Below are 21,306 nucleotides of genomic sequence, written 5' to 3' on the forward strand. Positions count from 1 at the left end.
GGGGTGGCACCGCACACGCACGCCCGGGTGCGTGGCCGCTTTGACAACTGCCGGGCCGGTTCCGCATGCTCCGAGCTGCCATGTCTGTTCCGGTGCCAACTGCCACCTCGATGCGAAACCGGACACGTCTTTTCCTGTTGTGCGCATGGCTGGCCGCACCTTCCCCAATGCTTCCCGCCCCGGGCGCCGAGGAGGCGGAACTGCATACCCGCAGGTTCCTCAGCCTGGATGGAGCCTGGGAGTTCCGCGCCGAGGGATCGCCGCAGGACGCCTGGAAGATCGTCGCGGTGCCGTCGAGTTTCGAGGAGCATGAAGGCCCGCGGTTCGATGGCGTGGGGTGGTATCGCCGGAAGGTCGAGTCGATCGAGGTACCGCGGGGATTCCGCGTGCTGCTCCATTTCCAGGCCTCCGCGACCGAAACGGAGGTATGGTGGAACGGGAAGCGCGTGGGGTCGCATCTGGGGGGATGGACTCCATTTCGGTTCGATGTCACCGAGGCGATCCGATCCGCCGGACCGGGTGAGTCGCACGAACTGGTCGTCCGGGTGGACGAAAAGGTGGGGCATTTTACGCAGGGGTTTTTGCCCGTGATTGCGCCGCACTTTGGGGGCCTGTGGCAGTCGGTCGGGCTGTGGGTCGTGCCGGAGACGTACATTGACGATCTTCGGCTGTGGGCCGAGGCATTGCCCCAGGAGCGCGCGGTGCGGCTGCATTTGCCCCTGGCCGGCAACCCGGTTTCCGACGCGGCGCCCCTGATCGTCCGCGCGCGCTGGCTGGGGGAATCCAACTGGTTCAAGCTCGACCCGGAGCGGGTTGCGTTTCAGGCGGGATTGCTCATGGCGCAGGCGGCCGTGCCGGAGGTTCGCTGGTGGTCGCCCGAACGCCCGAATCTCCTGGAAGTGGAAGTGACACTGGGCACGACCACTCCCGACCGGGTGCGCACCCGCACTGCGTTCCGCACGGTGGAAGCCCGGGGACCGGAGGTGCGTCTCAACGGCCGGCCGCTGGCCCTGCGCGGCCTGCTGAACTGGGGGTATTCACCTCCGCTGACGGCGCCCCGGGCCGGTGAAGCAGTCTGGAGGCAGGAACTGGAGTTTGCGCGGCGGTGCGGATTCAACCTGATGAAGTTCTGTCTCTGGGTGCCTCCGCGGCGATACCTCGAGCTGGCCGACGAGATGGGGATGCTTGCGTGGATGGAGTATCCCACGTGGCATGCACCGCTGAAGCGTGAGCATCTGTCGGTGCTGGAGCGGGAGTTTCTCGAGTTTTTTCAGTACGACCGCGTTCATCCCTCGGTGATTCTGCGCAGTCTCACCTGCGAAACCGGTCCGGGGGCGGATCTGGAGGTGTTGCAGCGACTGTACGATTTGGCTCATGGGACGGCCCCGGGCGGTTTGGTGGTGGACGATTCGAGCTGGATCGGTTGGCAGCGCGTCCACGACTTCTATGACGATCATCCCTACGGGAACAACCACACCTGGAAGGCCACCCTGCATCGTCTGCGCGACCACATTCGCGGTCACGGGCTCAAACCCCTGATCCTCGGCGAGGCGATGGCGGCCGATACCTGGCCGGATTTGCCTGCGCTGGCGCGGTCTCAACGCGGGGTGCGGAGCTGGTGGACGCCTGCGGCCTGGGAAGCGATGAACCGGTGGGTGGAGACTCTGGCCCGGTTCACCGGGCAGCCGGTGGATTCGCTGACCTGCGACTCGCTCCACTACGCCTGGCTGATGCGCAAGTTCCAGGTGGAGGTGTTCCGCCGAGAGCTGCCGTACAGCGGTTATGTCCTGAGCGTGCTTCGGGACATCCCCAAGGCTTCCATGGGACTGCTCGATTACACGGGACAGCCCAAGTGGGATGCGGACGGCTGGACGTTCCAGGGCGACACGGTGTGCTTGTTGGAAACTCCGGAGGATCGACGCTCGTTTTTCTCCGGCGAACGCTTCCGCGCACGGGTGTTCGTGAGCCATTTCGGATCCGAGCCGCTGGAAAGGGCCGTGCTCGTCTCCACCCTTGCAGACGAGCGAGGCGCGCTCCTGGGGCACGCAACCCGGGCGCATCCGCGCCAGAACATCGGGACCCTGGGCGTCGCGGCCGATCTGGACTGGCCCCTCCCCGCTTGCGACGAGCCGACGCCGATTTATTTGCAAGTGCAGTTGCAGCATCGCGGCGGGCTTGTCTCGAACACGTGGTCATTCTGGGTGGTGCCGCGGCCCCGGCCGCTGGCCCGGCCGCGCGTGGTGCAGCACCGTTCGATGGCCATGCATCCCGTTCGGTCCGAACTGGTCGGCGTCCCGCAATTCGGCCCGGAAACACCGCGCGACTCGCTCGTTCTGGCGAGCCGGTTGGACGCGGAGCTGGCGACCTGGCTGGAGCGTGGCGGGCGTGTGTTGCTGCTCCCCGACGGCGGGCTGCACAGTGTGCGATTGCAAGACCACTGGTTTTTGCGAGGTGCACCCGTGGTTTTTCACACGCCGTGGACCACGGAGATTCCCCGGCAGTTCTGGATCGAACTCCAACACTTCGACCTGGCCGGTCCGGTCGTGCCGGCGTTGGAACCCCTCGATGCATTCGATCCGGTGCTGTTGCTTTGGGACACACACGACCGTGACACGGTGGTGACGCACGGGCTCGTGTTCGGAACGCGCGTGGGCGAAGGTGCCCTTTGGGTCAGTGCCCTTCGCCATGACGGTGCGGGAAACGCGGCCGGGCGCTGGCTCCTCGATCTCTGGACGCGGGAACTGCTGTCGGGGCCGCAGCCCCGACAAGGTCTGCCGGACCGCATCTGGAAGGCCCTCCGGCGCGGGCTGGCCTCGGAGCAACGGCCTCTGGACGAGGCACCGTGGCGGTTCCGTCCGGAAACGCCGGAATCTCCTGCCGATGCCGCCCGGGCTTGTCCCACTGGGGAATCCCTGGAGCAGCTCCCCACCGTGACCATCGGGCAATGGTGGGAATCGCAAGGGTACCCTTCCCTTGACGGAGCCGCCTGGTACTACTGCACGCTGAAGCTCCCGCCCGAGTGGGCCGGCAAAAGTCTTTACGTGACCTTTACCGGCGTGGACGACGCCTATGAATTGTACGTGAACGGACAGTGGGCCGGCCGCGGGGGTGACCCTGTTCTACGGCGGGATGCCCTGAGCGAGGTTCGCAGTCACCGGATCGATCCCTTTGTGCTTCCGGAGGGGCCCGTTCTGCTCGCGGTGCGGGTGGTGGACTGGCAGGGAGCGGGCGGGATTTTCCGCCCGGTGTACCTGGGGACGGCTCCGTTGGCGGAGTTGCCTGCGCTTGTTCGGTGGACGCCGTGAACACGGGAACGCGACCTCCGCCGTCCACGAATCGCAGGAGCAAATCAGCGCGCCGAAGGCGCATACCCTCGCCAGCCGAGGCAAGGCCCCGGGTTCACGGCCCGCAAATCCCCAGCGCGCCCTGAAAGGGCCAAACACGACGACCCATCGCGAGGGTCGGGCATGCCCAGGCCGATTGCCGCCCCTTCAGGGCGGGATCAATCTTGGGGAATCCGGTGCCCTGCCCAGGGCGTTGCTCCCCAAGGCGCTGCCCTGGGCTGACGAATTGCTGCCCCGATGGGGCAGCCATATGCCGCGCTGGCGGGGGTTCCGCCCCTTGACGGCTTTTGGCGGGGACGCATTTGGCAGAGGCTGCTTTGGAGGAATGTCGCCTGCAGCGTCGGCGCAGGCAGGGACCCTCGGCCCCGCAGGTCCGCTGTGCGGCGTTTTTCCGTTGTTGAGCAGCCCTGAAAAACTCGGCAGCGTCTGGGGCGTCTGCAGGACGGAGAAGTCGAGCCACATCGGTGATTCTTTGGGGGTTCTCGAGTCCGGAGCCCAACATGGGTGCGCGCTCCTTCTCGTGTTGGCTGCTGCCTTGCTTTGGACGCCGCAGGGGTGTTCCCTGAAATGCGACATGTTCAGTGTTCCCCCGAGGAAAACTCGTCTGGTCACGGTCGGGCTGATCTTGGTGGTCGGGTTCGCCACCGCACCCGGGGCCGCGCAAGCTGCGGAGGATCCCTCCCCCGAAGCGCCGCGCCGGCCGTCCCTGCCGCGGATTCGAGTGGATTCTGACTCTCGCTGTTTCCGGGATGAGCACGGCCGACCGTTTTGTCCGATCGGCGTCAACTATTTTCGGCCGGGCACGGGATGGGCGCCTCAGTTGTGGAAACGGTTCGACCCGGAAGCCGCTCGGAGCGACCTGCGGCGGCTTCGGGAGCAGGGCTTCAACTGTGTGCGCGTCTTTCTGACGTTCGGCTCGTTTTTGCGCGAGCCGAATCGGCTGGATCCCGAGGGGCTCGCGAAGTTCGACCGGTTCCTTGAGATCGCCGAGGAGGCCGGCATTTACGTGCATCCGACCGGTCCGGATCACTGGGAAGGGCTGCCCGACTGGGCGCGCAGGGACCGTTACGGGGAGGAGACCGTTTTGAACGCATTGGAGTTTTTCTGGCGCGAATTTGCCGCGCGTTATCGCGACCGGTCCGTCCTTTTTGCCTATGATCTGCTGAATGAACCCGAGATCCCGTGGGACACGCCGGCGCTTCGGACGCGTTGGAATCGCTGGCTCGAAGGGCGATATGGAACCGTCGAACGCCTGGCAGAAGCCTGGGGGTTGCCCGCCGGTGAAGTGGCCTTTGGCCGCATCGGTGTGCCCCCTCGAGAAGAATGCCCGCGCTGCCCTCGGCTCCTGGATTTCCAACGCTTTCGGGAAGACCTCGCCGTCGAATGGACGCGCCGGCAGGCGGCTGCGATTCGGAAGGCCGATCCCCGGGCCCTTGTCACCGTGGGGTTGATACAGTGGTCGGTGCCGTTGGCGCTGGCCGGGCCCTGGCACTATTCCGGGTTTCGTCCCGAACGCGTGGCGCCCTGGTTGGATTTCCTCGAGATCCATTTCTATCCGCTGGCCGCCGGCTTTTATCGGTACGACCCGCAGGACGAGATCCTCAACCTGGCCTATCTGGAAGCGGTCGTCCGCGAAGTGGCCGCGCCCGGAAAGCCGGTGGTGCTGGCCGAATTCGGCTGGTACGGGGGCGGAGCTCTCAGTTTCGGCAATCACCCCCCGGCCTCGGAGACCGACCAGGCGCGCTGGTGTGGGCGTGTACTGGAGGTCAGCAGCCCTTGGGTTTGCGGCTGGCTCAACTGGGGGCTTTATGACCATCCGGAAGCCCGAGACGTCACGCAGTTGAGTGGCCTTTGGACAACGACCGGAAGGGTGAAAGAGTGGGGCCGTGTTTTTGCCCGATGGGCCGAGCGCACGGCGCCTCAACCCTGTCCCGCACCGCCCGAGCGGCAGGGTCCCCTCCTCGCTTGGGACGACTGCCTCACCAGCACCGCGGCTGCGCGGCGGTTCCTGCAAGAGTGGCACGAGATTCGCAAGGGGGCTCTGTCCCGCCCGACGCAACCTTCGCCGACGGACGCGACTCGGGGAGCGCCCCATACCGGGGCAGAACCTCATAGGTAACGGCTGGAGCCGCGACCGCCCTACCGATCAAGCCATTACATCCGCACCGGCACCGGGGGCACGGGTACGGGCGGCAGAGACGGGGTCGAGGCCGGCGCAGGCTCGACCCGGACCGGCTCCGGTTGCGGCTGCGCCACCGCCACGCCGCGATTCACTGCCACGCTGAAGGCGACCAGACCCGTGAAGTAATAAAATTCTGCGTAAAACGCGCCGAAGACCGCCAGAAAATGGACCACCCGCGCACAGTAGAGCGCGAGGAGGAACGTGTTGAGCGTCTTGAGCTCGGGCGGTCCGTATCGGTAATTCTGCACCAACACGCGCCATCCTGCATACCAGAACCAGACCACGCCGATTGCGCCCCATACGCCGAGGGGAATGATGATGGACAGCGGACCGCTGTGGTAATCGCCCGCCAGCTCGGCCACTTCGCCCGGTGTCAATTCACCCCGGCCGCGCAAGGGGTCGAAGCGTCGGAACTGGGCAAGCTCCAGCTCCCGCACGTTCAACGCATACCCTTTGCCCAGCCAGAAGTACTTCGGGACATCGACCGATACCCGGCGCCAGAGATCCAACCGCCACTGCGTGGACAATCGCGCGTCTTCGCGCACCTGCTCGATGCCCAGCCAGGGGATCCATGCCAGCGACCGTTGCACCTGGTAGGGCAACTTGTGGGAGATGGGCAGGAGCGAGACAAACAGTCCGAACAGGGCGACCCAAAGGGGGAGGTACCGCACCTTCAAGTACCCTTCGAGGTAGAATTGGAATGCCAGGATCAGCGCCGCCAGCACCACGAAGCTGCGGTACCCGCCAAAGGCCACGCCCAGACTGAAGAGAATCACGAGGGCCAGTCGCCAGGGTTTCCGCACATCGAAAATTCCCCGCAACCCGTACCGCGCCGTCATATACCAGAGACCGCACAACGAAGCGGTGGCCACGCCGTACAAGCGGCCCACCTGCATCCCGTGGGGCGTCGGCGCGTACAACACCGAGCGTTCCACCGGGAAGAAGTAGTAGATGTAGCGGAGCCACTCGGGGATCACCGTGACGGCGCTGCTAAGGGCCAGCGTCAGGCCCCCCAAAAAGAAGTACCCCGTGTACCGAATGGCCTTCTCCGGCGGGATGGGCCTGGCGCTGATGGCGAAGTACCCCAGGATCGCGCCGGCCAGCATCACGTAACGGCTGCCCCCGCCCAGTTCCGATCCCAAGAATCCGAATCCCGCGCCTCCGGTCAGGGCCATCGTCACCAGCAACACCCCGCTCAGGTAGACCAGGGGCCAGCTTACCGAACGCACCCAGATGGGCTTCTGTTGCCGGTCCAACGCATACATCAGCAGGATGATCACCAGGCTGACGGCGGTCAGAACCAGCCGCAGCGGAGGTCGTCCCGGCAGGAACGGCACCACTGCCAGCGTGTGCCAGGAGAGGATCAACAATGGCTGGTGCCACTGGAGCAGGACCGGGATCAGGAGCACCAAGAACACCGCCCCCAATACCAGGAACGAGGTGAAATCCAACGGGCTGGCCAAAAAATATCCCAGCACTGCCGCCAAGGGCAGGCAGATGGTGTACACCAGCGCCGACCGTACTACCGTTCGCGGGTCAGTCATGAAGTTCCCTACTCGACCAGTTTTCGGCCAAGCTTAAAGGGGGGATGAAAACCTTTCCAGTCTTCCGTTTACAATTTCACGGCCGGCGCCGGACCATCCTTCCAGATCCGTGCGCTTTTTGCGGCGCCGGACCTGCGTGCCGGGTTCCGGTGGCCCTGGGATCCCGGGTCTGCCACGGACCTTTGTCGGTGTCCCGGGGGCTGTGCGAACGTCGGGCGCCAGTTCCAACCCCCTCCGGTCCCACTCGACCAAGCGGGGTGCTCCCAAGAGCGCCAGTGCCTCGGCCGATGAGAATCAACGGGGCCCCTCAGGGTTCCGGTCCCGAAGCAACGACATCGCCCGACCTCCCAGGGCAGGTCATTGGAGCCGTCGGGCAGCACCGGGTCCGAACCTCCGCCGATCCGACCAAAGGTTCGCGTGTGGCGGGTGCCGGGGTGGAGCCCCACCGCCCGTCTCTCCATGTCGTCCGGACGTTGCCGATCCAATCTCGTGACAACATCAGCCATCCGGCGGCTGCCCTGTCCGGGCCAAAAGATGAGTAGGATTGACCAACCAAAGGCAAGAAACCGGGCCCGTTTCCGGCTCTATTACGCTCGGGTGTTGGAGTGGGTATGAACCGTCTCGAACTGGACCTGATCTATTTGGCGGCCTTTGGCCTGGGCGGCCTGCTGTTCGCCGCCGGGCCGTTTGTCCTGGTTCATTTGCTGGCCGCCCGTCACACCCGTTCCGTGGCCCGGAAAACCGAACAGCCGGTGGAATGCGGGGTGGATCCCATCGGCGATGCGTGGATTCGCTACAGCGCCGTGTATTACCTGTACGCCCTGGTGTTCGTGGCGTTTGCCGTGGACGTCCTGTTTCTGATCCCGGTGGCGGTGGTGTATGACCGCGTGTTTGCCTGGCGGGATCTGATCGAGTTGGCCCTGTTTGTGGGGATTCTGTCGCTGGTGATCGTGTACGCGTGGAAGAAAGGGTTTTTCGAATGGCGCAGGAAAAGCGAGGTACGATAACCATTGCGGAGCCGCCGCCGGATTGCTCGCCGCTGGTCCGGTTTGCCCGGCTGGAACAGTTGTTGGCGCTGGGGCGGGCCAATTCGCTCTGGCCGCTGACCTTCGGGCTGGCCTGTTGCGCCATCGAAATGATGGCTGCGGGGGCGTCGCGTTTCGATTTGGCTCGTTTTGGTGCGGAAGTGTTTCGTCCCTCCCCGCGCCAGGCCGATGTGATGATCGTGGCCGGGACCGTCAACAAAAAGATGGCCCAGGCGGTCAAGACGCTGTACGACCAGATGCCGGAACCCAAGTGGGTCATTGCGCTGGGCAATTGCGCCATTTCCGGAGGGCCGTTCGTCTATCCCGGGCAATACGCCGTGGTCGAGGGGGTGGACCAGCTCTTTCCGGTGGACGTGTACGTGCCGGGGTGTCCGCCTCGCCCCGAGGCTCTCATCGAGGGGATTCTCACGCTCGAGGAGAAGCTGACCGGCAAACGCCGTTGGCCGAGGGTGAAACCGGAATGAATTCCGATCTCTCCACGGTCAAAGCGGCCTATGAACAGTGGCTGGCCGGTGCCCCGGCCGGCCCTGCGGATACTCCGTCGGCCGGTCCGGAGCAGACGCCCGAGCCGCCGGTGGCGACCGTGCTCGTGCCCCGTGTTCGAGAAGCGGAGTTTACACGGGAGGGGTATCACCTGGACGTGGTCGTCCGACCCGACCAAGTGGTGGAGGCAGCGAAGATTGCAGACCGGCTGGGCTTTTCCATTGACGCGGTCACCGGCGTGGACTGGATCCGGGAAGATCAGATGGAGATCGTGTACGATTTCCATCACCGGCTTCAGGGCTGGCGGTTGGTGATTCGCACGCGGGTGCCCCGGCAACAACCCGAGCTGCCGTCGATTCACCAGGTGTTTCCGGGCGCCAACTGGCACGAGCGCGAAACTCATGAGTTCTTCGGCATTCGTTTCCTCGGCCATCCGAATTTGACGCCGTTTTTGCTGCCCGAAGACGCCACCTATCACCCCTTGCGAAAGGACTTTCAAGGTGCTGCTTGAGAAGGTGACAACGTCGGACGGATCCGCGACCCAGCCGGGTCGCGAAACGTTCGTGTTGAATCTGGGGCCGCAACATCCGGCCACGCACGGGGTGTTGCGGGTCAAGCTGACCATGGACGGGGAATACATTCTGGAGGCCGAGCCCGTCTGTGGGTACATCCACCGAATGCACGAAAAAATGGGCGAAAACCGCACCTACGCCCAGTTCCTCCCCAACACCAGCCGCATCGACTACCTCTCGGCCATGCACTACACCCACGCCTGGGTGGCGGTGGTGGAAAAGGCCGCCGGGATCGAAGTGCCGCCGCGGGCCGAGTACATCCGGGTGATCACTTCCGAGCTGAACCGCATTTCCAGTCACCTGGTCTGGTTCGGCGCCTTCTTGCTGGACCTGGGCGGGTTTACTCCGCTGCTTTACGCGTTCGACGACCGCGAGAAGATTCTGGATCTGCTGGAGGGGATCACCGGGGCCCGGCTGACCTACTGCTACTATCGTTTCGGGGGCCTGTACAACGACGTGGACGAGGCGTTTCTCAACGGCACCCGTGAGTTCGTCCCGTACATGCGCAAACGTCTGGAGATGTACCACAAGCTGGTCACCGACAACGTCATCCTGCGCAAACGCCTGGAGGGCATCGGACCGATCAGCGTCGAGTTGTGTCGCAAGTACGGCGCCACCGGACCGGTCCTGCGCGGTTCCGGGGTCCCGGCCGATGTCCGGCGTACCGAGCCCTACTCGGTGTATCCGGAACTGGAATTCGACATCCCCACCCATCCGGAGGGCGACTGCATGGCCCGATACCTGGTGCGCATGGAAGAAATGGCCCAGAGTTTGCGCATCATCGAGCAGGCCCTCCAACGATTGCCGGACGGTCCCTATCGTAATCCCAAGGTGCCCAAAACCATCAAACCCCCGCCCGGCGACTATTACTTTGCCGTGGAAGCCGCCCGGGGACGGTTTGCGGTGCGGCTGGTCAGTGACGGCTCCGAAATCCCCTATCGTGTGCGCCTGCGCACGCCGTCGTTTGGCAACCTGAGCCTGTTCGGCGAGGCGGTGCGCGGGATGTTGTTACCGGACGCCCTGGCGCTCCTGGGCAGTTTGGATCTGGTGATCCCTGACATCGACCGATGAACGCCGTCGCGCTCAACCCGGATATGGGATGGATGCCGCGCCCCGCCGACGTCGAGGCGCCGGGGCTGGCCCGTACGGCTGCCAGCGCCCGGGGGGACACCGTGACGGTTCCGGAAAGGAGGTGGCCATGACCCTGCCCGAACCCTGGCGGCTGTTGGCCTACCTGGTGGGGATCCTGGGCTTTGTGGGATTGAACGCGGCCTACCTGGTGTGGGTGGAACGGAAAGCGGCCGGCCGGTTCCAACGCCGGCCGGGCCCCACGGAGGTCGGTCCGGCCGGGCTGTTGCAACCCATCGCCGACGCTTTGAAGCTGCTGAGCAAGCAGGTGCTGGTGCCGCCCGAGGCCGACCGGCTGCTGTTTCGCCTGGCGCCGCTGCTGGTGATGGCGCCGGCGTTGATCTGCCTGGCCACCATTCCCTTCGGGGCACGTCTCGGCGCCCGCGATTTCCACCTGGGTTTGTTGCTTGTGTTTGCCTTCGGGGCCATCAATGTCCTGGCCCTGATGATCGGCGGCTGGTCCTCGCGGAACAAATACGCCATCATCTCCGCCGCGCGGGTGGTCTCCCAGAACGTGGCCTACGAGGTGCCCATGCTCCTGGTGGTCATCACCCTGCTGATGATCACGGGCACCACCAACTTGCGCGAGATTGTCGAGCAACAGACGGGCGGCTTCTGGCGATGGAACATCCTGCGCCTGCTGAGCAATCCGCTGATGCCCGTCACTTTTGTCATCTTCTTCATCTGTCTGCTGGCCGAGACCAACCGGGCGCCGTTCGACATGGCGGAGGCGGAGAGCGAACTGGTGGCGGGGGCCTTCACCGAGTACGCCGGCATGGGGTTCGGCGTCTTCTTCATGGCCGAGTATGCCAACATCGTCGTGGGCTGTGCCGTGGCCACCGTCCTGTTTTTCGGCGGTTGGGACAGTCCCATCGGCCTCGGTTCGGGTCTGTTTTGGTTTTTGCTGAAACTGTATCTGCTCGTATTCACGGTGATCTGGGTGCGCTGGACGTTTCCCCGCACGCAGTTCTACCGGTTGTTGAATCTGTCGTGGAAAACCCTCATTCCCATCTCCCTGGGCACGCTGATGCTCACGGCGGTGATGCTGAAACTCTTCTGACCATGGGGCGCGCCATCCGAGAACTGTGGACGGGATTCAAGAGCCTGCTGGTGGGCATGGGCATCACCCTGCGCCAGTTTTTCCGGCCCACGGTGAACGTCCCCTACCCTTACCGGACGCTGCCGATTTCTCCGCGGTATCGCGGGCACATTGTCCTGGTCCGCGACCCGCAGACGGGTCGTGCCCTTTGCATCGCCTGCAAGTCCTGCGAAAAGGCCTGTCCCAGCGATTGCATTGTGGTGGAAGGGATCAAACGGGAGGGGGAAAAGCGCAAGTCGGTCACCGAGTTCAAACTGGACTTCACGCGGTGCAGTCTGTGCGGTTCGTGCGTGGAGGTCTGCCCGGTGGACGCCATCACCTTCTCCAAACAATACAATCTGGCCAGCACCACCAAGACGGCCTTTTATCAAATTGACCTTTACCAGCAGGTCATGGAGGGGAGCGAGCAATGAGCGGGATGCCGGGAGCGGAACGGATCGTGCAGGCCATGTTCGGCCTGGCCCTTCTGACCACCGTGGCGGGGGCGATCCTGGCGGTGGCCACGCGACGGATCATTCGCAGCGTGTGCGGCCTGGCGCTCTGTTGCCTGGGGCTGGCCGGGCTGTATTACTTCCTGGAAAGTCCCTTTCTGACCCTGATGGAGATTCTCATCTACATCGGGGCCGTGTGCGTCACCATTGTCTTTGCCGTGATGCTGGCCGAGCCGGATGAATTGCCGCCGGCTGAAAGTCGCCGGGCGGCCCGCGCCTGGGGAGCCATCGCCGGCACTCTCGGGGTCCTGCTGTTTGCCGGCCTGAGCTGGTTGGTGCGGCATCATCCATGGCCGTCGCCCCCCCACCGCCTTCGGGACGGTACGCTGCACGACCTCGGCGTGGCGCTTTTGACGACCTACGGCTTCGCTTTCGAACTGATCTCGGTCGTGTTGGTGGTGGCCATTCTGGGCGCCTTGCTGGTGGCCCGATACGGGAGGACCCGACCATGACGCTCGACTATCGACAGCCCGATCCATATCTGCTCACGGCGGTGTTTTTGCTGGCGTGTGGTTTGTTCGGACTGATCCGGCGCCGCACCCTGATCGGCATGTTGATCGCCGGGGAACTCATCTTTTCGGCGGCGGCGCTGAATTTCGTGGCGGTCAACCGGTTCTATGTCGCGGATCCCACCGTGGGACAGGTGTTCGTCCTGTTCATCATGGGTCTGGCGGCGGCGGAGGTCTCCCTGGCCCTGAGCATCATCATCGGGGTCTACCGCAACTACCGATCCATCGGCGCCAGGGAACTTTCCGAACTGCAGGGCTGAAGCCATGGAGGTCATCCAAGAGCCGCGACTGTTCTGGGCGCTACTGGCGCCCCTGGTCGGCGCCGGCCTGGTGATGGCGACCGGACGGCGCCCGAATCTTCGGGAGGCCTGCTCCTTCCTGGCGGCGGCGGCGTTGTTCGGTCTGGTGGCCTCCCTCCTGCCGGCGGTGCTGCAGGGCCGTATCCTGCGCCTGACCCTGCTGCCGTTGTTGCCCGGCCTCAGCCTGGCGCTGCGGGCCGACGCGCTCTCGATGATCTTTGCGTTGAGCGCCTCCTTTCTCTGGATGGTGACCGTGTTTTATTCGGCCGGTTACATGCGCGGCCTGCAGGAGCATTGTCAGACGCGGTTCAATGTTTGTTTTGCCCTGGCCCTGTTCGGGGCCATTGGATGCGCGTTTGCCGACAATCTGCTGACCCTCTACCTCTTTTACGAGGTGGTCAGCATCACCACGTATCCCCTGGTGGCGCATCATCAGGACGACGAGGGGTACGAAGGGGGCCGGAAGTATCTCGTGTATTTGACGGGCACGGCCAAGGCGTTGCTGTTGCCGGCTCTGGTGGTTGTGTATGTCCTCTGTGGCACGCTCGACTTTGCCACCACGGCCGGCCCCGGCATCCTGCCCGCGGACGTTTCCCGCGTGCTCCAGACCGGCTTGTACCTTGCCTTCCTGCTCGGGTTCGCGAAGAACGGGGTGATGCCGTTGCACCACTGGCTGCCGGGAGCGATGGTGGCCCCCACCCCGGTCAGTGCCCTGCTGCATGCGGTGGCGGTGGTCAAGGTGGGCGTCTTTTCGACGGTGCGGGTGATGCTGCATGTGTTCGGTCTGGAGCGAATCGCCGATTTGGGCCTGGCCCTGCCCACGGCCTGGTTCGTGTCGGCGACCATCCTGCTGGCCTCCGTGATCGCCCTGACCCAGGACAATCTCAAGCTCCGGCTGGCCTACAGCACCGTCAGCCAGCTATCCTACATCATTCTGGGCGTTGCGCTGCTCACCCCGTCCGGGATCGAGGGCGGCCTGTTTCACATTGCCGCGCATGCGTTCGGAAAGATCACGCTGTTCTTCTGTGCCGGGGCCATTTACGTGGCCAGCCACCGCAAGAACATCTCCGAGATGCGCGGCCTGGGACGGGTCATGCCCTGGACGTTCGGCGCGTTTGCGCTGGCGGCTCTGAGCATGATCGGGGCGCCTCCCGTGGGGGGCTTCGTTTCGAAGTGGTCCCTGCTGTTGGGTGCCTGGGAGGCGGGATCGCTCGGGATCATGGCCGTGTTGTTGACCAGCACGCTGCTGAATGCCGCGTATTTCGCCCCGGTGGTGTATCAGGCGTTTTTCGGAGAGCCACCGGCCGCGCAGGAGCCGCATCCGCATGGGGAGGCGTCGCCCGCCATGGTGATCCCGCTGGTGCTCACCGCGCTGATCTCCGTGGCTCTGGGGTTCTATCCGGATTGGATCCTGAATCTGACCCAGCGTGTGTTGCCATGAACCTGGTTCTTTTCCTTGCCTGGTTGCGCCGTCACCTGCGCCGCGTGGTGCAGGGCAGTTGTCTGTTGTTGGCGCTGTTGGTGATTGTGGACGCGATCCCGGGCGTGGTGAACAAGGAGCACGCTCACACCGCGGTGGAACGGTGGCCGGGGTTCTGGGCGGTGTTCGGCTTTCTCGGGTGCGTCCTTCTGATCGTGGTTTCCAAGTGGCTGGGGCACGCCGGCATCATGCAGCGGGAGGACTACTACGATGAATGACTTCTGGCTGCATCCCTCGTGGATCCTGTTGGGAGGCGCGGCGCTGTTGTCGGTGTTTCCGCGGCGTTGGATACCCGCGTGGCTGATGGCGGTCCCGCTTCTCACCTTCGCCCGGGTATTGACGCTGACGCCGGGGGAGTTCGGGCAGGTGGACGCCCTGGGGTTCACGCTGGTCTTCGGGCGCGTGGACGCGCTGAGTCGGCTTTTTGCCTACATCATGGCGCTGATGACCGGCGTGGCGACCCTGTACGGGTTGCACGTGCGCGAACGCGGGCAACACGTGGCCGCGTGGACCTATGCGGCCGGGTCGCTGGGGGCGATCCTGGCCGGTGACCTGCTTACGCTGTTCCTGTTTTGGGAATTGATGGCCCTGGCCTCCGTGTTTTTGATCTGGTACCGGCGCACCCGGCATTCCCTGGAGGCGGGTTATCGCTATCTTCTGGTGCACCTGGCCGGCGGGGTGAGTTTGCTGGCGGGGATCATCTGGCACTTCGGCCGCACCGGAAGTCTGGCCTTCGAGGGGTTCGACGTGGCCTCGCCCGGCCCGGCCCAGTGGTTGATTCTGGTCGGTTTCCTGTTGAATGCGGCCGTACCGCCGCTGCATGCCTGGCTTCCGGATGCCTATGCCGAGGGCACGTTCAACGGGTCGGTGTTCCTCAGTGCCCTGACCACCAAGACCGCCGTGTACGCGTTGTGTCGGGGGTTTGCCGGGCTGGAGGTGCTGGTGCCCCTGGGAGTGATCATGGCGCTGTACGGCGTGGTCTATGCCGTCCTGGAGAACGACTGTCGTCGGTTGCTGGCCTATCACATCATCAGCCAGGTGGGATACATGGTGGCCGGCGTGGGCATCGGCACGGAACTGGCCATCAACGGAGCCTGTGCCCATGCGTTCGCCCACATCCTGTACAAGGGGCTTCTCTTCATGGGGTGCGGGGCCGTGCTCCACATGACGGGCCAGAGCAAGTTCACGGAGCTGGGCGGGCTGTGGGAAAAGATGCCCTGGGCATTCGTGTTCACGCTGGTGGGGGGTCTTTCGATTTCGGCCTTCCCGTTGTTCAGCGGGTTTGTCAGCAAGTCGATGGTGGTGGCCGCAGCGTTCGAGGATCACCGGGCGCTGGCGGCTTTTCTTCTCATGCTGGCGTCCGTGGGCACGTTTCTCCATACGGGACTGAAGGTGCCCTATTTCATCTGGTTCGGAAAGAACCGGTGCCGACCCGAGACCTGGGAACGCGCCCGGGAGGCACCCTGGAACATGAACCTGGCGATGGCCGTGGCTTCGTTCCTGTGCATCTTCATCGGCACCTACACGCCCTATCTCTATTCGATGCTGCCCCACCCGGTGCACTATGAACCGTACACCGCCTATCATGTTTCCGAGACGCTCCAGCTCCTCCTGTTCACCGCCGTGGGGTTCTTTCTGTTGCTCCGGAAACTGGAACCCGAGGCGACGATCAGTTTGGACATGGACTGGTTTTACCGGATGGGCGGGCGTGTGTTCCTTCGGTGGGCCCGACATCCGGTGCGCACCTGGGATGACCGGCTCTCGGAATGTTACCGGCGGTGCGGGCTGGCCGGTTTGAAGGTGGTGGCGGGCTGGGTGCGGGCCTTCGATCAGGTGGTGATCGACGGGCTGGTGGACGGGCTGGCGGTGCGCATCGGCTGGGTGGGGAGCCGGCTGCGGACGCTCCAGCGGGGTCCCGTGCAGGAGAGTCTGACGGTGGGCCTGGCCGTGCTGACGGCAGGGGTGTTGTTGGTGTGGTGGTTGTGGCGTTGAGGGATCCATGGAACTCCAGTTCTCCCAGGAAACCGTTCCCGTGCTGCGGGTGTTGATCTTCGGTCCGCTCGCGGCCGCCCTGCTTCTGGCGGTGCTGCGCCGGGAGTCGTGGATCCGTGCGGGTGCGCTGGCCGCCACGCTGGCGCTGGCCGTGTTTTCGCTGAAACTCTGGTGGGGGTTCGACCGCGCCACGGCGGCGTTTCAGTGGGTCGAGAGGGCGCGATGGATTCCGTGGCTTGGCGCCGAGTATTTCGTGGGGGTGGACGGCATCAGTGTTTGTCTGGTGCTGCTGACCACCTTGTTGATGCCGTTGTGTGTGTTGTGTTCGTGGCGATACATCACGAGCCGGGTCAAGGAGTTCTTTGTGTGTCTGCTGGTGATGGAAAGCGCCATGGTCGGGGTGTTTACCGCTCTCGATCTGGTGCTGTTTTTCGTGTTTTGGGAGGCGATGCTGATCCCGATGGCGCTGTTGATCGGGATCTGGGGCGGGCCGCGCCGGGTTTATGCGGCGCTGAAATTCTTCCTGTACACCATGGCGGGTTCGGTGTTCCTGCTGGTCGGCATCGTGGCCCTGTATGTTCGCACCGGGACCTTCTCGGTGCCCGATCTGATGCTGCACCGGTTCGATTCCGCGTTTCAGTCCTGGGTGTTCCTGGCCTTTGCCTTGTCCTTTGCCGTGAAGGTCCCGATGTTTCCGCTGCATACCTGGTTGCCGGCGGCGCATGTCGAGGCACCCACGGCGGGCAGTGTGGTTCTGGCCAGCATTCTGCTGAAGATGGGCACTTATGGGTTCCTGCGGTTTTGTCTGCCGCTGATGCCGGAGGCGACCCGGCAATGGGGCCCGTGGGTGCTGGGGTTGTCGGTGGTGGCCATGGTGTACGGGGCGCTGGCCGCGCTGGCCCAGAGTGACCTGAAACGCCTGGTGGCCTATTCGAGCGTGGCGCACATGGGATTTGCCACCTTTGGAATCTTTGCCCTGAACCCGGAGGGCATTCAGGGCTCGATGTTGGTGATGATCAATCACGGCGTGACCACGGGAGCGTTGTTCATGGCGGTCGGGCTGATCTATGAGCGGTTGCATACGCGCGAACTGGATCGGGCGGCCGGGCTGGGTCGCCAGATGCCGGTCTTCGCGGCGTTCCTCGGCATCTTTGCCCTGTCCTCCATGGCCTTTCCGGGCACCAACAGTTTCATCGGAGAATGGTTGGTGTTGACGGGTGCCGTTCGATGGGTTGGATCCGAGCCGGCCGGATGGATGCTGGGACTGCTGGTCGGGTTCATCCCCGCGGTGGTGCTGGCGGCCGCGTACAACCTGCGCATGCTGCAGCGCGTGGCTTACGGGAGCCCGCAAAATCCGGATCATCGCGGCATTCCGGACCTCGGTTTGCGCGAGATCGCAATGCTGCTGCCCCTGCTGGCGGCGGTAGTGTGGATCGGACTTCACCCGCAGCCGGTGCTGCGCATGACCGAGGCCAGCGTCGAACATCTGCTCCGGCGCGCGGAGGTCACGCGTGTCGGGGACGGTCCATCGGTGGCAAGCCGCGGCCCGGTCCCCGCACAGACGGCCTTCCGCCCCCAGTCCACCGGGCGCGGGACCGGCCTGGCACATGAGAAGATCCCCGGGTTATGAACTTTCTGCCTGAACTCGCATTGTCCGCAGGGCTGCTGGCCTTGTTTGTCCTGTGTTTGGGGGACGACCGGGCCCGATGGGCGCGGCGGGTGGCGGGTTTGACCGCGTTGGGTGTGGTCGTGGCCGCCGCGGCCACGCTGGGTCGCGAGGGCCTGCTGTTCGACGGGGCGTACCGGGTGGACCTGTTCTCCCAGCTCTTGAAGCTGGTGCTGGGCGCGGGGTATGGGGCCTGGGTTCTCCTGAGCGACGCACTGCCCGATGTGCGTCCGGATGTGCGTGCAGAGTTCTACCTCTTTGCGACCGTTTGTGTCGCCGGCCTGGTTACGCTGGTGAGCTGTGTGGATCTGGTGGCCCTGGTGGTGGCGTTGGAGCTTTCTTCCTTTCCGCTGTACGCGCTGGTGGCCATGCGACGAGAGGCCGAGGGCCGGCGCGCCCAGATGGAAGCCGCGATGAAGTACATGGTCTTTGGAATCACGGCCACGGGGATCCTGTTGTTCGGGATGAGTTACCTGTTCGGGTTCACGGGCACGACCTCCCTGTTGGAAATGCCCGGCCGATTGGAGCCGTGGCTGGATGAGCCGTTGGTCTGGGTGGCCCTGGTCCTGACCTGGGGCGGGTTGTTCTACAAGCTGGCGGTGTTTCCCTTCCATTTTTGGACGCCGGACGTGTATCAGGGAGCGGCGCACGAGGTGGCAGCCCTGGTGGCCACCCTGCCGAAACTGGGTGCCGCGGCCGTCCTGGTGCGGTTGACCGCGCTCACTTCGCCCGACTCGCACGCGCTGGTTGTGTTGCTGACAGTGCTGGCGGTGGCGTCGATGCTTTATGGAAACTTGATCGCTCTGTGGCAGACGGACGTGAAGCGGCTGCTGGGGTTTTCGGGGATCGCGCAGGCGGGATATGCCGTGGCGGCGCTGGTGGCCTGGAACGAAGCGGGCTATGCGGCGGCGCTCTATTATTTGACCGGCTATGTGTTCATGGTGCTGGCCTGCTTCGTGGTTGTGTGCCGTGTCTCCACGGATGGCGCCAACCTGGCCGTGCACGAGCTGGCCGGCCTGCACCGGAGAGCCCCGCTTCTCATGGTCACCCTGTTGGCGGGCGTGTTTGCCCTGGCCGGCGTGCCGCCCTTCGTCGGGTTCATGGGCAAACTGGCGATTTTGAAGGCGATTTGGGCGCAGGGGCATGTTTGGCTGGCGATCGCACTGGTGATCAACAGTGCCATCGCCGCCTACTATTATCTGGTCCTGGTGCGGGAAGCCTGTTTCCGCGACGCGGAAGCCCTCGTGCCGTTGCCGTTGAGTCCGGCGACCAAAGGGCTGTGCCTGGGGCTGATCGTGGTGACGGTGGGGCTGGGCGTGGCGCCGGGACGAGTCTTCCAGAGCCTGTCGGACGGTGTGGTGGCGACGCTCGGGGCGCGTCCGGCTGTCCCCTCTCTGGTCGGTCCCTCGGCGCCGGGCGCACCGAATCCCTGACCGGAGGCACGAGCCAAGCGGGCGACCGGGGCGCGCGTCAACCCGGGGCGCTGCGACGGCCGAACAATTCCAACTGCGGCGGCGCCAAGAAGCCGTAGCGCTTCAGAATCCGGAGGGTCTGCAGGAGATCGGACTTGAGATAATTCCGGTTGGGTTCGGCAGCTGCGACAAGGTCGGCGAGAATCGTGCGAAAGGGGAGGACTCCGTCCACGCCCTTGCTGCGCAGCAGCTCGATGGTCTGTTGTCGGGCGCGCTCTGCGCGGGGCAGGCCCGACAGCACCAGGATTTTCAAAGGCGGCGGTTCGGCCCCCAGGGCACGTAACGCGCGCCGCCAGGCCGGCGCTTCGACAAACCGGAGGATCTCCGGGGCGGTTTCCAGACGGGCCGGACTGATCACCTCGGTGTGCCAGCCTTTGACGCCGACGACGGCCCGGGCCACGCTCTGCAGAGAAGCGGAATCCAGGACAAATGGCCGACTCTCCGGGGCGGGCCGGGGCTGCGGATGAACGACCAGGAAATCCCCGTCCTCCTCGTCCCGGCGCGCGGGCGAAACATACTTGCGCTCCTGTCGCACCAAGAATCCCAGGTGCTCGAAATACTCCCGTACGATGGTTTCGGTCACGCTGGCCATATCACGATGCGGAGGTCGCGGGCCCGATGACCTGCTGGAGCGTTGCCTCTTCCACTGCGTGGCCCCAAGTGGCCCGGCCGATGGCCGGAATCAGGACAAACCGAATCCGGCCGTCCCGAACCTTTTTGTCCAGGCGCATCGCCGCCAGCAGGCGTTGCCAGCGCGACGGTGTCCAGCGGGTACGCGTCGGCAGGCCGGCCGCGCCGAAGAGCCGCTCAATTCGGTCCACACACGGGGACGGCAGCCCGAGCAGGTGAGCGGACAGGCGGGCCTCGGCGACCTGGCCAATGGCAATGGCCTCGCCGTGGAGAAGCCGGCCGTAGCCGGTGATGGCTTCCAACGCATGGCCCACCGTGTGGCCAAAGTTCAGGATGGCGCGTCGGCCCGACTCGGTTTCATCTTCCGCCACCACCTCGGCCTTGATCTGGCAGCACCGCGCCACGACGCTCTCCAAGATTTCGGGGTCACGCGCCAGCACCCGCGGCAGGTCGCGCTCCAAACGTGCAAACAACCGCGCATCCGCAATGAGGCCGTATTTGATGACCTCGGCCAGCCCGGAACGGTATTCGCGCTCCGGCAGGGTCCGCAGCGTGTCCAGATCCGCCAACACCAGCCGGGGCTGGTAGAAGGCTCCGACCAGGTTCTTGCCGGCCCGAAGGTTGATTCCGACCTTGCCGCCCACGGAACTGTCCACCTGCGCCAGCAGGCTGGTGGGCACCTGGACGAATGGAATGCCGCGCAGATACGTTGCCGCCACAAAACCGGCCAGGTCGCCCACAACCCCGCCCCCCAGGGCCACGATGAAAGAGTGGCGTTCCAGTCGCGCAGCGGCCAGCTGATCATAACAGCTTCCCACCACGGACAATCGCTTGGCCGGTTCGCCGGCGGGTACGGTCACGGCCAGCGGTTCGAATCCGGCTTCTCGCAACGAGTCCAGGGCGGCCGGCAAATGAAGGGCAGCCACGTTGGAATCCGTGATGACTGCGCAACGACGGCCCATGGCCAGCCGTTGGCACTCCCGGCCCAGCTCCCGCAGCAAGCCGGTGCCCACGCGGATGGTGTAGCTGCGCGCGCCCAGGGAAACACGGACATTACGCACCCGCTCAGCATAGGAAGGCCCACCCGGACCTGTAAAGCAGGCGGGGCCGGTTCGACGGGTCCGTTTGAGGCCGCTGAAGGACTGGCGCACGGCTTCCGATCTTCAAGGCGAAGCACCATGCGCTTCGTTGGTTCTGCCAGGGGCCGTTCCCGCTCCTGGAGCCGGACGCAATCCCGGCTTGGCTACATCGAATTGGACCGTGGACTCACTGGGATCCGATGCAGCTCCTTGCCGCCCGGGGAATCGTTTCTGGGGAAAGGTGGCGAGCCCCAACCCGTTTTTCCGAGAGCGCGAAGCCGAAACGCCGC

18 protein-coding genes are annotated in these 21,306 nt (G+C 64.7%); 15 read left to right on the top strand and 3 right to left on the bottom strand.

Annotated elements, in window-relative coordinates:
* The first annotated feature begins 110 nt into the window (after window positions 1-110).
* Both ACPDIT_RS01050 and ACPDIT_RS01055 read left to right on the top strand, forming a co-directional pair.
* The gene (locus ACPDIT_RS01050; RefSeq protein ID WP_423440767.1) at window positions 111-3,305 is read left to right on the top strand and encodes a sugar-binding domain-containing protein; all 3,195 of its coding nucleotides are present in this window, start codon (window positions 111-113) and stop codon (window positions 3,303-3,305) included.
* Window positions 3,306-3,918: 613 nt separating this feature from the next.
* Window positions 3,919-5,463, top strand: a complete 1,545-nt coding sequence (locus ACPDIT_RS01055) for a beta-galactosidase (protein WP_423440769.1) — start codon at window positions 3,919-3,921, stop codon at window positions 5,461-5,463.
* Between the two features lie 35 nt (window positions 5,464-5,498).
* On the opposite strand, the gene ACPDIT_RS01060 is transcribed toward ACPDIT_RS01055, so the two are convergent.
* Entirely contained in the window at window positions 5,499-7,070 is a 1,572-nt protein-coding gene (locus tag ACPDIT_RS01060) for a hypothetical protein (protein ID WP_423440771.1), read from the bottom strand.
* Between the two features lie 611 nt (window positions 7,071-7,681).
* On the opposite strand from ACPDIT_RS01060, the gene ACPDIT_RS01065 reads away from it, so the two are divergent.
* The 13 genes from ACPDIT_RS01065 (at window position 7,682) to ACPDIT_RS01125 (ending at window position 19,268) form a co-directional block, all read left to right on the top strand.
* A complete protein-coding gene (locus ACPDIT_RS01065; RefSeq protein ID WP_423440773.1) occupies window positions 7,682-8,077 on the top strand; it encodes an NADH-quinone oxidoreductase subunit A in 396 nt (131 codons plus the stop codon).
* Complete coding sequence (locus ACPDIT_RS01070; RefSeq protein WP_423440775.1) at window positions 8,050-8,580, top strand: NADH-quinone oxidoreductase subunit B; 531 nt, start codon at window positions 8,050-8,052, stop codon at window positions 8,578-8,580. The genes ACPDIT_RS01065 and ACPDIT_RS01070 overlap by 28 nt, the downstream gene beginning before the upstream one ends.
* Complete coding sequence (locus ACPDIT_RS01075; RefSeq protein ID WP_423440777.1) at window positions 8,577-9,110, top strand: NADH-quinone oxidoreductase subunit C; 534 nt, start codon at window positions 8,577-8,579, stop codon at window positions 9,108-9,110. Before ACPDIT_RS01070 ends, ACPDIT_RS01075 begins: the two co-directional genes overlap by 4 nt.
* 4 nt (window positions 9,111-9,114) lie before the next feature.
* Window positions 9,115-10,242, top strand: a complete 1,128-nt coding sequence (locus ACPDIT_RS01080; protein ID WP_423440779.1) for an NADH-quinone oxidoreductase subunit D — start codon at window positions 9,115-9,117, stop codon at window positions 10,240-10,242.
* 127 nt (window positions 10,243-10,369) lie between these two features.
* Window positions 10,370-11,359: an NADH-quinone oxidoreductase subunit NuoH gene (gene nuoH, locus ACPDIT_RS01085; RefSeq protein ID WP_423440781.1), complete on the top strand. Its 990-nt coding sequence runs from the start codon at window positions 10,370-10,372 to the stop codon at window positions 11,357-11,359.
* 2 nt (window positions 11,360-11,361) lie between these two features.
* Window positions 11,362-11,811 (top strand): NuoI/complex I 23 kDa subunit family protein, encoded by a 450-nt coding sequence (locus ACPDIT_RS01090; RefSeq protein ID WP_423440783.1) that lies wholly within the window; start codon window positions 11,362-11,364, stop codon window positions 11,809-11,811.
* Entirely contained in the window at window positions 11,808-12,341 is a 534-nt protein-coding gene (locus ACPDIT_RS01095) for an NADH-quinone oxidoreductase subunit J (RefSeq protein ID WP_423440785.1), read from the top strand. Before ACPDIT_RS01090 ends, ACPDIT_RS01095 begins: the two co-directional genes overlap by 4 nt.
* On the top strand, window positions 12,338-12,658 hold the full coding sequence (gene nuoK, locus ACPDIT_RS01100) for an NADH-quinone oxidoreductase subunit NuoK (RefSeq protein WP_423440787.1): 321 nt from the start codon (window positions 12,338-12,340) through the stop codon (window positions 12,656-12,658). Before ACPDIT_RS01095 ends, nuoK begins: the two co-directional genes overlap by 4 nt.
* A gap of 4 nt (window positions 12,659-12,662) precedes the next feature.
* A complete protein-coding gene (locus tag ACPDIT_RS01105; RefSeq protein WP_423440789.1) occupies window positions 12,663-14,138 on the top strand; it encodes a monovalent cation/H+ antiporter subunit D family protein in 1,476 nt (491 codons plus the stop codon).
* Window positions 14,135-14,395 carry a hypothetical protein gene (locus ACPDIT_RS01110; RefSeq protein WP_423440790.1) on the top strand — a complete coding sequence of 87 codons (261 nt, stop codon included), beginning with the start codon at window positions 14,135-14,137 and terminating at the stop codon, window positions 14,393-14,395. The genes ACPDIT_RS01105 and ACPDIT_RS01110 overlap by 4 nt, the downstream gene beginning before the upstream one ends.
* On the top strand, window positions 14,388-16,169 hold the full coding sequence (locus tag ACPDIT_RS01115) for a Na(+)/H(+) antiporter subunit D (protein ID WP_423440792.1): 1,782 nt from the start codon (window positions 14,388-14,390) through the stop codon (window positions 16,167-16,169). Before ACPDIT_RS01110 ends, ACPDIT_RS01115 begins: the two co-directional genes overlap by 8 nt.
* A gap of 7 nt (window positions 16,170-16,176) precedes the next feature.
* Window positions 16,177-17,799 (top strand): complex I subunit 4 family protein, encoded by a 1,623-nt coding sequence (locus ACPDIT_RS01120; protein ID WP_423440794.1) that lies wholly within the window; start codon window positions 16,177-16,179, stop codon window positions 17,797-17,799.
* Window positions 17,796-19,268 (top strand): NADH-quinone oxidoreductase subunit N, encoded by a 1,473-nt coding sequence (locus ACPDIT_RS01125; RefSeq protein ID WP_423440796.1) that lies wholly within the window; start codon window positions 17,796-17,798, stop codon window positions 19,266-19,268. The genes ACPDIT_RS01120 and ACPDIT_RS01125 overlap by 4 nt, the downstream gene beginning before the upstream one ends.
* A 37-nt stretch (window positions 19,269-19,305) precedes the next feature.
* Here the strand turns inward: ACPDIT_RS01125 and ACPDIT_RS01130 are convergent, their stop codons facing one another.
* Together ACPDIT_RS01130 and aroB are read right to left on the bottom strand one after the other, a co-directional pair.
* The gene (locus ACPDIT_RS01130; protein ID WP_423440798.1) at window positions 19,306-19,899 is read right to left on the bottom strand and encodes a hypothetical protein; all 594 of its coding nucleotides are present in this window, start codon (window positions 19,897-19,899) and stop codon (window positions 19,306-19,308) included.
* 1 nt (window position 19,900) lies between these two features.
* A complete protein-coding gene (gene aroB, locus ACPDIT_RS01135; protein WP_423440800.1) occupies window positions 19,901-20,998 on the bottom strand; it encodes a 3-dehydroquinate synthase in 1,098 nt (365 codons plus the stop codon).
* Window positions 20,999-21,306: the final 308 nt, after the last annotated feature.

This window comes from Limisphaera sp. VF-2 (assembly GCF_049537125.1).
GTDB lineage: Bacteria > Verrucomicrobiota > Verrucomicrobiia > Limisphaerales > Limisphaeraceae > Limisphaera.